Origin of the sequence: Sedimentibacter sp., from assembly GCF_033447055.1 — a bacterium.
GTDB lineage: Bacteria > Bacillota > Clostridia > Tissierellales > Sedimentibacteraceae > Sedimentibacter.
Window position 1 is genome coordinate 69,969 of the sequence record NZ_JAWQJF010000061.1, and the last position, 16,203, is coordinate 86,171.

The window sequence follows — 16,203 nt, forward strand, 5'->3', positions numbered from 1 at the left end:
ATTTAAAACTTAACGATATGGGTGGTGATAATGTGGATAAATTATATGTGCTTATGCCGGGGAAAATATCACAAAGGCTTGAAAAAATGCTTGAATATTCTTTGATGGAATATGACTGCGACATAATTAAAACATGCGATGAATTGAAGAATATGAGAAACAAGAGAATATTATTTGCTGTGGAGTTGGGCGATTCGGGCATAAATATAGAGCATTTAAAAATGCTTGAAAAAATAAAATTATCCGGTTCTGACTTTATGGAAAATTCAGTTGGCAGCGTAATAATAAACAGCAACAATGAATTGTTTTCCAGAGATACAGCTCGAAAAACCATATTTTATGCAAACATGGCAGGATGCATGTTCCCGGGAAGGCCGCTGTCTGAAGCCACAGGTTCATTAAAAAATTTCAATACTCAAAAAAAAATATCTGATTCAAATTTGAGTCTTGAAGATATTTGTCTCAATGATTGTAAAAATGTTGTTGATAGATTGATGAATTTCAGCATCAATAAAATTGTTAAGCCGAAAATTTTGACACTTTATGCTAGCTACCACAAAAAATCAAATACATTTTCTTTGTGGAAGATGGTAAAGGAAAACCTAAAGGAATACGATATTAGTGAGATTCACATAGAAAATGGTTCGGTAAAAGATTGTAAAGGCTGTTCATATAAAGCTTGCAAACATTACTCAGAGAGCAACAATTGCTTTTATGGAGGAATTATGGTTGAAGAAGTGTATCCTGCAATAATTGATTGCGATATTCTCATATTGCTTTGTCCGAATTACAACGATGCCATAAGTGCCAATATGTCTGCTACTATAAACCGTTTGACAGCTTTATTTCGAAAAGTAAAATTCTATGACAAATATGTTTATGCGATAATTGTTTCCGGTTTTAGTGGAAGCGATATAATCGCCCAGCAGTTAATAAGTGGGTTGAATATAAATAAAACATTTATGCTTCCGCCTAAATTTGTTCTCATGGAAACTGCAAATGATTATGGAGACATAGAAAAAATAGATAATATAAGAGATAAAGCAGCAGAATTTGCTGATAACATAAGTAAAGCGGGAAAATCGGGGATGGTTCTTTTTGATTGATATAAAGATTGAATATGAGGAGTCTTATTAAATGATTAATTATACTAGAATAAAAATGTTAAATAAGGAAAAAACAATTGGAACATTTTTTGAACTTGGAACAGCTAACGCAGTAGAGGGCTTAGGCTATAGTGGTTTAGATTACATAATAATTGATACAGAACATGGTCCATTTGCAGAAGAAAGTGCTATGGAATTCATAAGAACAGCAAAATTAAGCAAGTTAACTCCTTTTGTTAGAATTAAAGATATTACAAGACCATCAGTTTTGAGAATGCTTGATATAGGAGCAGAAGGATTAATTGTTCCATGTGTTGAAACGGTTGAAGAAGTTAAAAACCTTGTTAAGTGGGGTAAGTATGCTCCAATGGGCGAACGTGGATTTTTCTATGGCAGAGCAGCAGGATATGGATACGAAGATTTTACATCTCCACTTAGTGAATACTTTAATAAATGCAACATCGAAACTATGATAATACCTCAATGTGAAACATTGGGGTGCTTAGAAAATATAGAAGAAATTATGTTGATAGATGGAGTTGATGGTATATTTGTAGGACCTTATGATTTATCTATAGCATTGGGTAAACCAGGGCAATTTAATACAGATGAATTTACAGAAGCATTATCACGAATATTGAAAGCATGTATAAATGTCAATAAACCAGCAATGATATTTGCTAATGATCTAGAAACTGCAATAAAAGATTTTAATATTGGCTTTGATTCTGTGGCAATGGGCACTGATATTGCAGCACTTACAAACAGTTTCATGAGCATTGTAAACAAAATTAGGAAAGAATAGTTAAATGGTTTTTAAAGAACTAGTAAAGCAAAACAGATGAAGTTGGATAAGAATGCTTAATTTCCGGTCCTTTAATTTATTAATTTTTATATGGAAGAATGAACTTTAATACTATATAATATTAAAAAAGAATAAAAACATAAAATATTTGGAGGAACATTATGAAGGTGAAAGTCTGTGTAGGTTCAAGTTGTACACTGCTGGGTTCAATGGGAATTTTAGATCAGATTGATGATTTGAAGGACATCATTAGCGAAGATGCAGAAAACTATAAAGATGAAGAGTTAGAAGTGGAAGCAGTTAAATGTTTAGGATTTTGTAAAGAAATTGGTGAAAAAGTATCACCTGTAGTAGTCATAGATGACGAGATTATGTTTAATGCCACTAGTCAGACCGTAATGGAGAAAATTGTAAATAAAATGAGAAAGTGATAGTAAGTAACTATAGGAGTAATAGTTATGAAGGAAAGTTATGTTAATCTGATTAATATTAGAAGACAGGTTTTTGCAAAGATTGCTAAAATGGCATATGATGGTACTGATTTAAGTGAATTAGAAAAATTATCTTATGAGATTTTACCCGGAGAGGTAGCATTATATAGAGACAGTATATTTAGAGAGAGAGCAATAGTAGATGAACGACTAAGACTGACAATGGGGCTAGACGTAAGGAAACCAACTGAGTACCACCGAGTTACTGACGGAATTTCTGAAGTAAATGTTAGTGAAATTCAATTTGTTGAGCCTTTAGTAAATATCATCACCTATGCATGTGAAGCATGTCCGACCAAAGCTTTTTACGTTACGGACAATTGCAGAAAGTGTTTATCCCATCCCTGTACTAACGTATGCCCTGTAAATGCAGTTTCTATAGGGAAGGACAGAGCAATAATTGATCAGGATAAGTGCATTAAATGTGGCAGATGTGAGCAAACATGCCCATATAACGCAATTGTGAAATATGAAAGACCTTGTGCAGCAGCATGTGGTGTTAATGCAATAGAAAGTGATCATTTAGGAAGAGCTAAAATCAACCAAGACAGATGCGTATCTTGTGGGAATTGCATTATTCAGTGCCCGTATGGAGCGATTTCTGATAAGTCACAAATATATCAGCTTGTTATCGCTCTCAAAAACAATAGCCATATGTATGCTATAATAGCTCCGTCATTTTTAGGGCAGTTCGGACCATTAGCATCTCCTGCTCAAGTATTTGAAGGTATTAAACAGCTTGGATTTAGAGATATAGTAGAGGTAAGTCTGGGAGCTGATATTACAACTCTGCGTGAAGCAAAAGAATTTCTTGAAAGAGTACCTGAAAAAAATCCTTATATGGGAACAAGTTGCTGTAACTCGTGGACAATAATGGTTGAGAAGTTATTTCCGGATCAGTACCAATATATTTCAGATTCTGCTTCACCAATGGTTGAGACAGCAAAATATATTAAGGATAAAGACCCGGAGGCAAAAATAACATTTATAGGACCTTGTATTTCTAAGAAGTTAGAAGCATTAAGAGAAGATGTCAAGGATTATGTTCACTTTGTAATAACCTTTGAGGAACTCATGGGTATGTTTGTTGCTAAAGGAATTGAATTATCGGAAATTGAGGTGTCAAAAGAAATACAGGATGCTTCATCGCTGGGCCGCGGCTATGCCATAGCAGGAGGAGTAGCTGAAGCAGTGAAAAATACTGCTTTAAAAATTGATCCTTCAAGGGAAATAAATGTTGAAAGTGCATCTACTCTCCAAGAGTGTGTAAAACTAATGAGACTGGCAAAAGCAGGAAAAAAGAATGGGTATTTGCTTGAAGGCATGGCATGCCTTGGCGGATGTATTGGTGGACCTGGAACAATATCTTCAATAAATAGAGTTAGAAAGGCAGTAACGGATTTTAAAAATCAGTCAGCATATGAAACTCCATTTGATAATGATATTATTGATGAAAAATTGAAGAAGTAAATAAGAAGGTGTACAGTTAAAAAACGGTAGATTTGATTTTTTTGCAATGTTGACAAACAAAAAAAATTATGATATATTGGTATAAAATAGAATATCGAAAACATTTAAGGTGCTTTTTATAAAGAGAATAGGGAAACTGGTTAAAGTCCAGTGCGAACCCATCACTGTAAGCAGAGACTAAGTCTTAATATGCCACTGAAGGAAACTTTGGGAAGGTAAGACGGAGGATGAACTGTAAGCCAGGAGACCTGCCTTGAAGAAGAAAAATATGTAAGGGAAGTACATATATTATGTCTTTAGTTTGATGGGAGCTAATTAGCAATTGCTAGTTGGCTCTTTTTTATGCCCTAACCCCATTTTTTAGAGTGATTTCTAAAAAATGGTTGGTAGGTCAAACGCAACGAAATCCAAATTTATGTGAGCGGTAGCGAACAAATAAATTTATGATTGAGACTGTGAAATGCCCTAACCCCATTTGGGAAGGAAGGTTTATATGGATGAAATTCAAAAGCGAAAATGTAATCGCAATAAATATATAATGATAGGATTTGGAATCTTCACACTGATAATAATAACACTTATTTCTGCTGTGGGTACAGGTGCAATGCAAATTGGGTTTGATGAATCTATGGGTATCTTGTTGGGAAAAATTACTCACCACTCTTTAAGCGGAATAAAGGAAAACATAGTTGCCGTAGTGTGGGAAATAAGAACACCTCGTGTTTTGTGCGGTTTGTTTGTGGGTATGGGGCTTTCCGTGGCAGGAGCAATATTCCAGTCACTTCTAGGAAATCCTCTGGCTGATCCTTATACATTGGGTATTTCCACCGGTGCGGCATTCGGTGCATCACTGGCAATTTTATTAAATATTTTATATGGACTGGCATTACCTACAACTGTTTTTGCTTTTGGATTTGCAATTCTGACAATGATGATTGTGTTGTTGATTTCTAAGCGCAGCGGAGTTTATACCACAAGCAGCTTGATTATTTCGGGCATTATAATAGGTTCCATTTTGTCTGCAGGAATCAGTTTTATAAAGATGACTGCGGGGGAGGATGTGAGCGCCATAGTCTTTTGGATAATGGGAAACCTTGTGGCTTGCAAGTGGGCTGATGTATTTCTTTTAATGCCAACAGTCCTCACAGCTTGCATCATTGCTTACGCTTACGCTAATGATTTGAACATAATGACACTGGGAGACAAAGGTGCTCAGGCTCTTGGTGTAGACACAAAGAAAACACGTCTGATTTACATGATAATCGGGTCAAGTTTAACTGCTGTTTGTGTTTCTGTAAGTGGTGTAATTGGATTTGTTGGTCTTGTTGTTCCTCATCTGTTAAGAATGTGGCTGACAGCGGACAACAGGGTGATGATACCTCTTTCTGCGTTATTTGGAGGACTTTTAATGATGGTTGCAGACAATGTTACACGTTTGTTTTCTAATGGAGAGATTCCCGTCGGAGTACTGACCACTTTGTTTGGAGGGCCATTCTTCCTGTTTGTGTACTTTAAAGGTCCCAGGAGGTAAACATGAAAAAACATGATAATCTTACCCCTGTTTTAAGAGGACAAAATATTGATTTTAATTACGGAAAACGACAGGTTCTTACGGATATAAGCCTTGATGTCTATGAAGGCGAGTACATTTCTATAATCGGACCTAACGGCAGCGGTAAAAGCACGCTTTTTAATATACTCAGCGGATTGGAAAAATCAAAACATGGGAATGTGTACTGTGAAAATCAGACATTGCAAGATATGAATCCGAGGCTCAGGGCTCAATGCATAGCAATCGTCCAGCAAAATTCCCAACAAGCTATGCCTTTTACCTGCCTTGAAAGCATTTTACTGGGGGTTTATCCATACCAGGAACGCTTTGGTTCAATAAGTGATATACAGTATAAAAAGGTTATGCAATTGATGAAGGCTACAGATACATGGAAATTGGCAGAGCAACCCATCACACAGATTTCCGGCGGTGAAAGGCAGCGTGTATCTTTGTGCCGGGCACTCGTTCAAGAGCCAAGGGTATTGCTGTTGGACGAAGCAATGTCTGAAATGGATATTTCTGTTTGTTCACAAATGTCCGAATTGCTTAAAAAGCTTTGCCGTGAGGATGGACTTGCTGTTATTGCCATTCACCATGATTTAAATCTTGCATATGGTTGCAGCAATAAAATTTATGCCATTAAAGATGGCCGCTGTGCAGGTTTTGGCACACCTAAAGAGGTAATGACGGAAGAAATGTTCCATCATGTTTTCAATGTTAAAGTTGAAATCTTTGAAAACAAAGGTTTCTTCATTAAAAATAAATTTTAATTATAAAAAGGAGTAAATTAAATGAAAAAAATTGTTACACTTGTTCTTGCCGCATTGACGGTTCTTACACTGGCAGCTTGCTCTTCAACAGCTGCAGATACAAAAACAGCAGAAGTTGGGGATCTTGCAAAAAAAGCAATTTTGGTAGTAAGCTTTGGAACCAGCTACAATGATACACGCGCCTTGACTATTGATGCCATTGAAAAGGCCATAGCAGACGAATATTCTGATTACGAAGTTCGCCGAGCATTTACCAGTCAGATTATCATAGATAAGCTTAAGGAGCGAGACAAACTTGACATCAAAAATGTTGATCAAGCAATGCAACAGCTGGTTGCAGATAAAGTAGGCACTCTTGTGGTTCAGCCGACACACATAATGAATGGATTTGAATTCGATGAAATGAAAGCATCCATCGAGCCGTACGCTGAAAATTTTGATTCAATTATATACAGCGCACCGCTTTTGTCAAGCGTTGAAGATTACATGACATTGATAGAAGCGTTCGAAAATGAAATAGCAACTGATGTTCCAAAAGATACTGCGTTGGTTCTTATGGGACACGGAACTGAACACTTTGCAAATGCAACATATGCTGCACTGGATTACATGTTTAAAGATAAAGGAATTAATAATATTTTTGTGGGTACAGTTGAAAGCTATCCTGATTTAGATACAGTTATTAAACATGTGAAAGATGCCGGCTTCACAAAAGTTATACTAGAACCTCTCATGGTTGTTGCAGGAGATCATGCAAACAATGACATGGCAGGAGATGAAGAAGGTTCATGGAAGACAGCTTTTAAGGCAGAAGGCTTTGAAGTTGAATGTGTATTAAGAGGGCTTGGAGAATTCAGCTCAATTCATGACATGTATGTACAGCATGTATATAATGCCATCAATGCACCTGCTGAAGAGTAAGCAAAAGACATATACCGAGGTGCTTCATGCCTCGGTACATTCTACTCGATTTAAGAAAAGAGGCAGCTATGAAAAATAACAAAAATAAAATGTTTGCTTTATTAATAGCAATAATCATGTTTTCATTTTCATTATCAGGTTGTACAGAAACAAAGGATGTTGCTGTACAACCTGACAATGCAAAACAAATAGACGTCGCTATTCAATTCACTGATGATGACGGGCGAGAAATTGCCATTGATGAACCATGTTCCCGCATCATCTCTTTGTACAGCGCCCACACTGAAAATTTGTTTGAACTTGGTGCAGGCAATTTGATTATTGGCGTTCATGATACATCAATATATCCTCCGGAAACTCAAAAAATTCCAATTTATGACTATACGGACGACCCGGAAAAAATAATTGCTGCAGATCCTGATCTCGTATTGATACGTCCATTTATTACAAGAAAAGTTCCTGATTTTGTAGAGGCTATTGAAAACGCAGGAATTACGGTTGTATCATTGTACCCTGAGAAATTTGAGGACTTTGATGACTATATCGAAAAGCTCTCACTTTTAACAGGAACAGAGGAAGTAGCAAAAGAAAAACTAGCATTGTTTCATGAGAATATTGATGATGTTTCTTCAAAGACAAAATCTGTAATTGAAAAACAAAGGATATTCTTTGAAGCTACTGAAGCGAATCTGCGCACAATAACAGAAGAATCAATGGCAGCACACGCCATTGCTTTTGCAGGAGGAATCAACATAGCAGAAAAAGCAGAAGCCGTTGAGGAAGGAAGCTCCATAGCCACATTCGGAGTTGAAAAAATACTTTCTCTCGCTGATGACATTGATGTTTACGTGTCTCAGCGGGGTGCCATGAATGCCGGAGGCAATTTGCACTCCATATTCATTCGTCCGGGCTTTGACACAATAAAGGCAATAAAGGATAAAAGAGTGTATATCTTAAATGAAAAAATCATATCTTCGCCAACGTTCAGATTTTATAAAGGAGTGAGGGAATTGTCACGATATCTTTATCCGGATGTCGTAGATAATATTTCAGAATATGAGGTTGATGATGCTGCTGACAAGCGTGACTTTGCAAACATCATGGTTAGGCAGCTCCACATTCCTATCTACATAACATCATCCTCAAAATATTATGAAACTGATACAAAAGGGCATATATACGGCATGTTTAGTGATGTTACCTGGCAGGATGATGATTTTGATTATATTGAAACTTGCGCTATGGGAGGATATATTCCTTATAAAGAAGACGGTGAACAGCAATATTTTGAGCCGGATTCAAATGTTACAAGAGAAATGCTTGCACAGACAATATTTCTGACAGGTGATTTCAAGCGTACAGCGGAAGCAACTCCTATTAATGACCTGGATCAATGCGACAATGCAAATATTGTTCAAATATTGGTGGATAATGGAGTGTTTTCTCTCAATCAAGGAAATTTTGAACCTGGACGCAATGTAACTTGCAATGAAATTATTGATGCTCTAAAATTTGTTTCATATACCGTTTCGGATTTGTAATAGTTGTGAATGAAATTCTTAGAAATTTGTATTAAATTTTTAGAAAAAACATTATAATAAAAAGCTTGAAGTTCATTGTAAATAATGGATTGCAAGCTTTTAATATGTTTTAAAAAGTGTACTTTTTTTATTATTTAGCTTCTTAAGAAATACTAATATTGACATTGTAACAAAATGAATAAATCTTATTTCTAAAAAACAGAATTTATAGTATAATGAACAATGAATATGTCTTATGAGCTACATTATGAAAAGTATCTAGAAAGGGACGGAGAATATCCGACAATACAAAAAATATGAATAAATTAATGGAATTGGCAAAACAAATATATTCAAGTGATAATATCGGTTATGTAATGATTTTTGGAGCCGGAATATTGTGGGGAACAATCGGGTTATTTGTAAAGTTGTTGAATGGTGTAGGAGCAAGCTCTACATTAACAGCTTTTATGAGATTATTTATGGGATTTTGGATAATAGTGCCTGTTATGATTTGCAAGGGTGGAATAAAATTGTTCAAAATTGATAAAAACGGACTTATTCAATGTTTGATGTTAGGTATATTGTCTCAGGCACTTTTTAATTATTGTTATAATGTAAGTATCGAGAGTGTTGGAATTGCAACAGCATCTATACTTTTATATACTGCTCCTGTATTTGTATGTGTTATGTCAATAATATTTTTCAAGGAACAAATAGGAATTTTAAAGATTTTTTCATTGGTGTTAAATATTTTTGGATGTTTTTTAATGGTTACTGGAGGAAACTTGTCATATTTCAAATTATCTGCTATGGGAATAATTTTTGGAGTGGCAGCAGCTTTCCTATATAGTTTGGTAACAATAATCGGAAAAATTGCATCAGGCAATATTCATCCGTTTACAGTTGTATTCTACAGTTTTTTCTTTGGCTGGATAACTCTTGGCATACTTACAGCACCATGGGAATCTATCGCAGCGGTATCTGGGCTTAAATTTTGGATTTATTCAATTGCATATGGTCTCATTCCAACCGTAGGCTCTTATTTGCTTTATTTAGGGGGATTAAGAAAAAATTTAGAAATATCCAGAATACCTGTTATTGCATCAGTTGAGACAGTTGTTGCCACATTGATAGGTGTCATATTATTCAAGGAAAAACTTAATTTCATAAATGTTTTGGGAATTATTATATTAATATCATCTATTGTTATGATGAATTTAAGAATAAAAGTAAAAGATAACGATGTTATTTGCAGTTGAGAACTTACGTAAGCAAATTAATCAAAGGTCTTTCCAAGCTTGAAAGACATGAAAAAAGACAGCTGAAACGTTCCAGTATATTTAAGTTAAATATTGCACGATATGTTAAAAAGTACTATAATAATGTGTATATGATACTTAAATTTTGTTACAACAATCTTACTAAAAATTTATAAATTGAGGTATATGATGCAATCCTATATTTATGATATAAATAAATTTTTACGTAGCTCCTTTAGAATGGCAGACACCCTTAGCATTAAATCTGTTTCTAAAAAAAATCTTCCTTATTTTATAGGATGGATTGCTATTTTTATATGGCTATATTCATATTTTCTACCGATGGGCGGATTCAAGTTTGATAGTAAACTATATTATGAAAATGTAGGTTATACTTCTGCATATTATTACATCTTTCTCGCTGTAGGTTGCATTATTCCTGTATTTATAGATGGAAGAAAATTTGTTCCCAAAACAATTTACAGCGTAATAACAGCTTTTATATGCTTTATAGCGATTCGCTTTACAGGAGCAAGCATTCTTTCGAAATCTTTAATGATTGTTGCATCAGCATGCATTGGGCACATTTTTGCATCAAATACATTTGCTTTTTTTATGATACTCAATAATGCTGAAAAGTTCTATTCTATGATATTGGCAGTGCTGTTACCTAAAGTATTGATGTATGTAAAACCTAGGTTGCTTGAACACAGCTATATAATAGATACGCCAAGTTTAATTATTTTTTCCATAATGATCTTGTTGTTCGTATGTTCTTATTTTTATAAGTATAATATTGAAGAAATCCCAGTCAATAATAATATAAAAGCTCCAAGAAGAGCTTACTCTCTAATGCCTTTGGTATTTGTAATTATTTCACTTAATGATGTCGTTGCACCTTCAACTTTGAGACAAATTGTAAATGTTTCTAAAGATCAAATTGAAAGTTTTTATTTTTTCGGTATTTTAATAGGGATTTTTATTGTAATATTTTTTCAAAAGCGTTTTTCAATAAATATATGCAATATGCTCAATATTTCCTTTGCGTTCCTTGCAATGGGATTTGTTGTAAATATAATAAGTATTGAAAGCCGCGAGGTAATGCTGATTTCCGCATCATGCTTTGGAAGTTCATATGCAATAGGTTTTGTAAATATTTATTACCTTGCAGGGTTTATGACAAAAAAATTTCAAAGCATTAAATTCTATAAATTTGGGATAATATTGTCTACCATATATTACATAATTTCCTTTATAATTATAGGGGTTTCAGAAAATGTTGAGATGCTGCCTCCGCCTATATTTACGGCACTTGTTTCAATATTCATTGTAATAATATTTTTTGTATTGTCCCCGTTTTTTATCAAACTTCTTTATTCGGGTGAATGGATTGATGATTCCTACCGTTTTGATGTAACAAAATGTTCTCGTTTAGAAGCAAAGCTCAAGGATTATAAATTGACACCGGCTGAAACTGAGGTTTGTGTCCTGTTGTTGGAAGGATATACAATGCGGCAGATAGCAGGAATGCAATCTAAGGCATATGCCACAATTAATACATATTGCACTTCCATATATCGCAAGTTAAATATTAATAGCCGTACAGAACTTATATTGATTTTGCAAGATTATATTTCTAAATAAAACATAAATTTAACCCTCTCATTAGGACTAATGAGGGGGATTTTTATATTTATCAGATGAACTATTGAATAGACAAATGAAAACATATATGTAATTATTTTAATTGTTTCCATGATACATGAGTTTAGGAGGTGATTATTTACAAGTGGATATAATCATAAGACTTTTTTTAAGATTAAAATCATTTTTTCATACATATGTAAATATAAATATAAGTAATGATATGACCGTTCCTGGAGTAATTACTCCATATGGCAAAATGGTTTATTTCAGTAGTGAAGAAAAAAAAATTTTTGTAAAAAGTCTTACAGCATGGGAAATGGATGTTTATCTGCTTTTACTGGAGGGTTATACTGTCATGGAAATATCGCACAAGCTTCATATAGGATATATTGTTGCTAATAAATATCAAAAGTCAATATGCAGGAAGCTTAAAATAAACACAAGGTCGGAGATAATAATGAATTACCGTGATATTGGAGCAGGATAACACCATATAAAAATATTTAAAATATTTTTCATTATACTATTAATTTATTTGTCATGAATGAAATTGTTTTGAAATTATTAAGTGATTGCATATTATAGGAGGGAAATAATATGAAAAGAAAAATTTTATCAATTATTTTAACATTTATTATGGTTTTAGCATTGATTCCGCTGAACGCAAGTGCTTCTGAAATGCCTACATCATGGAAGGCACCAGGATCATTAATAGTTAGTGAAACAAGCCAGTTTGAACACTGTACCAGCTTATTTTTTTCAGTTGATCCAGAACTTTTAAAGTTTGTTGATTATGAGCAGACTGATCACGATGCTTTAGGCATTAACAGCGTTTCATATACAGCCCAAATAGACTGGAAGCTGAATGATGGAAATTGGCATTATACTACTGATTGGGATACAATAAGTGAATATTACGAGTTTGATTCTGGCATTTATGCGGAAACAGGGTATCTTACCGGCGAAACAACCAATGAAGTAAGCATACTGGATTTAAGAAATGGTGATGAGGGAGATACACCGATTCAAAAAATGTTAGGAAATGCTTTAATTAGAGGGACACTTGATGATGGCAGTGATAACCGCCTTGATTTAGCAAACAATACTATATATTTTCGCGTTAGATTATATGTGGAGTATTATATTGAAGATTCTGAGGAAGAAGGATTTATACTTTCACCATGGTCTGAAGTACTTGCATATGGCAAAAATGGCGTATTGTTAGAAAAGCCGACATATCTTGAAAAACCTACTATTTCTAATCTTGCAGTTGAAAAATATCCTGATGGTTCCCCTAAAATAAGATTTACAGCAATCACACCTAAACAGGTTCAGGATGCAAACAATTACATTCAGGCAAATGATGCAACTTCTATTACAGTTGAACATCTGATTAATATTAACAACACTGGTTGGATAGATGCAGAGGCCGGAGTCTGGTGGCTATCAGGCGAATCAAGAACTGTAGATGTGCCTGTAACTTATGATAATGGCAAAGTCGTAGAAATTGACAAGGCATATGTTCAGCTTCGCATGCGGTATACGTATGATGGTGGAGCTAATGTTGGACCTCTTCAATCAGAGTGGTCAAATATAGTATCAGTAAACACACCTGCCTGGAGCAATGCTAATGAATGGGCAACAAAAGAACTGCAGGCAGCTGAAGCTGCAGGATTAATCCCTGAAATATTAAAGGGTGCCGATATGACAAAACCGATAACAAGAGAAGAATTTGCCGAGCTAGCAGTTTTATTGTATGAAAAATCATCGGGGGAGACAGCTGCTCCTACAAATTCTAATCCGTTCAATGATACAACTAATCAACAGATTTTAAAAGCCTTTAGCTTAGGAATTACTAATGGCACTTCTGCCACAACTTTTTCTCCAAAAACATTAATAAACAGAGAACAGTGTGCTACGATGCTATTTAGAGTAATAAAGGCAATGGCTCCAGATGGAACATACAGCATGGAAGGCGTAAAAGATTTTCCTGATCAGAAGCATATTTCTTCATGGGCGATTGAATCGACAAAATATATGTTTAAAATAGGAATAATTAAAGGAGATGGAGCTGGAAATTTTATGCCTAAGGCTACAACATCAGTACAGGAAGCCTCTGGTTTTGGAATGGCTACAAGAGAGGCTGCAATACTCATGGCACTAAGAACGTATGAAAGCACTAAATAATTCAAATTGTGAAGCTTAGATATTATATAAATAAAATTGTGGTAAAAGGGAATACAAAAACCTTGATGTTTTATAATCAAGGTTTTTGTATTTATCTATTGTCAAATATTGACGTTGAATTATCACATATAAGATTCCTGGATCATTGATTTACATTGAAAAGTAGTATAGAATCATTGAAAAGATTAATATCAAATAAGAAGATAAGAAGTGAACTTACAAGTATATGGAACAAATTGTAGAATTTATTCGTCACATATAATATATTAATTTTCATTATGAACAGCTTTATTATATTAGAGCATAATATGTCTCACCAAATTGATGAAGGAGTATGTTATGAAAAAATTAGTCAAAATTACCATGATTCTTTTGATTTCTTCATTTTCACTTGCTTTTGCAAATTCAGGACCTGTGTATTGGCAGGGGTATCCATCATCTGATATCATGACTGTTGACAAAGATTCTCCCATAGAAGTGAAAAGCGAAAATCTCATTTTTGATTTTTCAGATGAAAACAATGACTCATATTCTGTTCAAGCCAATGTAACTGCAGAATATGAGATGACTAATCCTACTGACGAAACTCAATCAGTTCAAATGGCATTTCCTTATATTGAAAGACTAAGTAATGTCAATTATGAAAACATAAAAATAACTGCAAATGGCAAAGAGGTCCCATATGAGGTTTATGCAGGCAAGACTGTTAATAGCTATGGGAACAGTTTTGAAGAGAATAAAGATGAGAACTTTGATTTTAATGAAATTGTAAAAACAATATCAAAGGATACTTATGAAGCTGAAAATTTTAAGGCTGATGAAATAGGCAAATTATATTCCATTGAAATAAAACCAACTACTGACATTGGAATAGATTTTACTGTTGATTTTACTTACGATCAGGAAAAAACTAATATAGTCATAAAAAATTTCAATAGTTTTAATCGTGAAGATGAGAAAGTAAGGATTGCTTCTGGCTGTTTTGAATCTCAAGTTGCAGAGATTTATGTTTTAGGAGAAGACATCAACATTAATAAAATCAGTGGATACACCATTGGCTCCTCAAAGGAAGAAACAAATTCATTTACTTATGAATTAATTGAAAAAGAAGTTGATGTTAAGTCGTATCTCCTTGGCATGAAAAGTTATTCTTATGGAGATTTTGAACACATTTCAGATGTTCAATTGTACAATATTTACGCAAGTGCTTTGGATAAGAATTTCGTAAACAACCTAGGGTTTTGTATGGTAGATGATGTATTAGAAATCAACTCTGTGAGAATTATAACTTTAGTTTATACTGTTGAGTTTCTTCCTGCTCAGGACCAGAAGGTAAGTGTTAGCTACAGCACAAAAGGAACAATGGATAAAAGAAACACTTCAAGTCCTCAGTATTTATTTTATTACATTTTAAACTCTGCAAAAAACTGGAATAGTTTTAACAATTTAAACATTAAAATTGTAACCCCACAAGAAGCTCCATACATTATTGACAGCAACATTGAATTTTATAAAGAGGAAGGTAATATTTACACAGCTTCTTTAGAAAAACTGCCGGAAGAAGATTTGTCATTTACACTTTATTCTAAGGAAAAAGTAACATTGTATGATAAGATTGAAGGACGAATATACAGAAGTTTCGGTTACTTTGCTCCAATAGTTATTGGGGTAATTATAATATTTATAATAATAATCAGCATCATAGTTGTACGAAAATCAAGAAAAAGCAATTAGTTCTATTGTTTACAAAAGGGATACGTCGCATGAATGGACAGGACGGAAATCAAAAGCAAACGCAGAATCTCATTTGGGTCATGTTTTCTCGGATGGTCCGGTAATCAGTGAGTAATAAAAAAACGGCTGTGGATTACTTCCCACAGCCGCATAAGTTTGAAATCTTAATATCCATTGAAAATTTAGTTTCGCCATCCATGGCCTCGTAAATATCTGCTATCAGTTTTAAAACCTTGTTTTTTTCGCCTCTGACGAAAGTTGAGAGAACTCCTACACTATTTTCAAGGCCTGAATTATTTATAATGTCAAGCACTCTTTTTACATCGTCAATATAATCATCACTTACAATAGGTGTGAAGGCTATCTGACATGAAGCTATTTTTTCCACATTGCACATATGTAACCTCCTATAGTTTTTCCGGCTAATTCATTTTCCTTTTCGAAATTGTAATCCTCTTCTGGAGAAAGGGGTGAAATAAATAAGCATTGGCCAGAATCAACAAGCTTTTCTTCGTTCCAGCTTTTCATATCATCTAAAGATTTAAATTTGGCGTACTTAAATACGGTATCTTTGTTGAAGTTTTCATCCTGATATAATTTTCCCCAGCTACTGTTGCTTGAAATGGTTCCAATCAATACCTGGCCGCCTTCTTTGACAACTCTTAACATTCCTCCTAAACCTTTTAGAGCATCTTCATCGTCTATAAATTCAAAAGCAGCCATAGAAAATACGGCATC

Annotated in this window: 15 protein-coding genes, 1 pseudogene and 1 riboswitch; of the genes and pseudogenes, 14 read left to right on the forward strand and 2 right to left on the reverse strand. The window is 34.2% G+C overall.

The window, feature by feature from the left end; genetic code table 11:
* Nucleotides 1-32: 32 nt before the first annotated feature.
* The 14 genes and pseudogenes from SA378_RS04080 to SA378_RS11650 all read left to right on the forward strand — a co-directional run.
* On the forward strand, nt 33-1,106 hold the full coding sequence (locus tag SA378_RS04080; RefSeq protein ID WP_318524709.1) for an NAD(P)H-dependent oxidoreductase: 1,074 nt from the start codon (nt 33-35) through the stop codon (nt 1,104-1,106).
* Nucleotides 1,107-1,137: 31 nt separating this feature from the next.
* Nucleotides 1,138-1,911, forward strand: coding sequence for an HpcH/HpaI aldolase family protein (locus tag SA378_RS04085; protein ID WP_318524710.1), 774 nt, complete (start codon nt 1,138-1,140; stop codon nt 1,909-1,911).
* Between the two features lie 161 nt (nt 1,912-2,072).
* The gene (locus SA378_RS04090) at nt 2,073-2,342 is read left to right on the forward strand and encodes an NAD(P)H-dependent oxidoreductase subunit E (protein ID WP_318524711.1); all 270 of its coding nucleotides are present in this window, start codon (nt 2,073-2,075) and stop codon (nt 2,340-2,342) included.
* Nucleotides 2,343-2,369: 27 nt separating this feature from the next.
* Nucleotides 2,370-3,872 carry a 4Fe-4S dicluster domain-containing protein gene (locus tag SA378_RS04095; RefSeq protein ID WP_318524712.1) on the forward strand — a complete coding sequence of 501 codons (1,503 nt, stop codon included), beginning with the start codon at nt 2,370-2,372 and terminating at the stop codon, nt 3,870-3,872.
* 90 nt (nt 3,873-3,962) lie between these two features.
* A riboswitch (cobalamin riboswitch) is annotated at nt 3,963-4,143 on the forward strand.
* 222 nt (nt 4,144-4,365) lie between these two features.
* On the forward strand, nt 4,366-5,403 hold the full coding sequence (locus tag SA378_RS04100) for an iron ABC transporter permease (RefSeq protein ID WP_318524713.1): 1,038 nt from the start codon (nt 4,366-4,368) through the stop codon (nt 5,401-5,403).
* Between the two features lie 2 nt (nt 5,404-5,405).
* The gene (locus SA378_RS04105) at nt 5,406-6,194 is read left to right on the forward strand and encodes an ABC transporter ATP-binding protein (protein WP_318524714.1); all 789 of its coding nucleotides are present in this window, start codon (nt 5,406-5,408) and stop codon (nt 6,192-6,194) included.
* A 21-nt stretch (nt 6,195-6,215) separates the two neighbouring features.
* Nucleotides 6,216-7,115, forward strand: coding sequence for a sirohydrochlorin cobaltochelatase (locus tag SA378_RS04110; protein ID WP_318524715.1), 900 nt, complete (start codon nt 6,216-6,218; stop codon nt 7,113-7,115).
* Nucleotides 7,116-7,183: 68 nt separating this feature from the next.
* The gene (locus SA378_RS04115) at nt 7,184-8,656 is read left to right on the forward strand and encodes an ABC transporter substrate-binding protein (protein WP_318524716.1); all 1,473 of its coding nucleotides are present in this window, start codon (nt 7,184-7,186) and stop codon (nt 8,654-8,656) included.
* A 296-nt stretch (nt 8,657-8,952) separates the two neighbouring features.
* Nucleotides 8,953-9,897 carry a DMT family transporter gene (locus SA378_RS04120; protein WP_318524717.1) on the forward strand — a complete coding sequence of 315 codons (945 nt, stop codon included), beginning with the start codon at nt 8,953-8,955 and terminating at the stop codon, nt 9,895-9,897.
* A 240-nt stretch (nt 9,898-10,137) separates the two neighbouring features.
* Nucleotides 10,138-11,541 carry a helix-turn-helix transcriptional regulator gene (locus tag SA378_RS04125; protein WP_318524718.1) on the forward strand — a complete coding sequence of 468 codons (1,404 nt, stop codon included), beginning with the start codon at nt 10,138-10,140 and terminating at the stop codon, nt 11,539-11,541.
* Between the two features lie 145 nt (nt 11,542-11,686).
* A complete protein-coding gene (locus tag SA378_RS04130; protein WP_318524719.1) occupies nt 11,687-12,031 on the forward strand; it encodes a helix-turn-helix transcriptional regulator in 345 nt (114 codons plus the stop codon).
* A 110-nt stretch (nt 12,032-12,141) separates the two neighbouring features.
* A complete protein-coding gene (locus SA378_RS04135; RefSeq protein ID WP_318524720.1) occupies nt 12,142-13,731 on the forward strand; it encodes an S-layer homology domain-containing protein in 1,590 nt (529 codons plus the stop codon).
* A 339-nt stretch (nt 13,732-14,070) separates the two neighbouring features.
* Entirely contained in the window at nt 14,071-15,465 is a 1,395-nt protein-coding gene (locus SA378_RS04140) for a hypothetical protein (protein ID WP_318524721.1), read from the forward strand.
* Between the two features lie 4 nt (nt 15,466-15,469).
* Nucleotides 15,470-15,568 (forward strand): annotated as a pseudogene (locus tag SA378_RS11650) (peptide-methionine (R)-S-oxide reductase); the annotation flags it as partial.
* 30 nt (nt 15,569-15,598) lie between these two features.
* Here SA378_RS11650 and SA378_RS04145 read toward each other — a convergent pair.
* Together SA378_RS04145 and SA378_RS04150 are read right to left on the reverse strand one after the other, a co-directional pair.
* A complete protein-coding gene (locus tag SA378_RS04145) occupies nt 15,599-15,862 on the reverse strand; it encodes a YkoF family thiamine/hydroxymethylpyrimidine-binding protein (RefSeq protein ID WP_318524722.1) in 264 nt (87 codons plus the stop codon).
* Nucleotides 15,841-16,203 (reverse strand): class I SAM-dependent methyltransferase (locus tag SA378_RS04150; protein ID WP_318524723.1); only part of this gene is annotated, 363 nt, incomplete at its 5' end. The genes SA378_RS04150 and SA378_RS04145, both read right to left, overlap by 22 nt.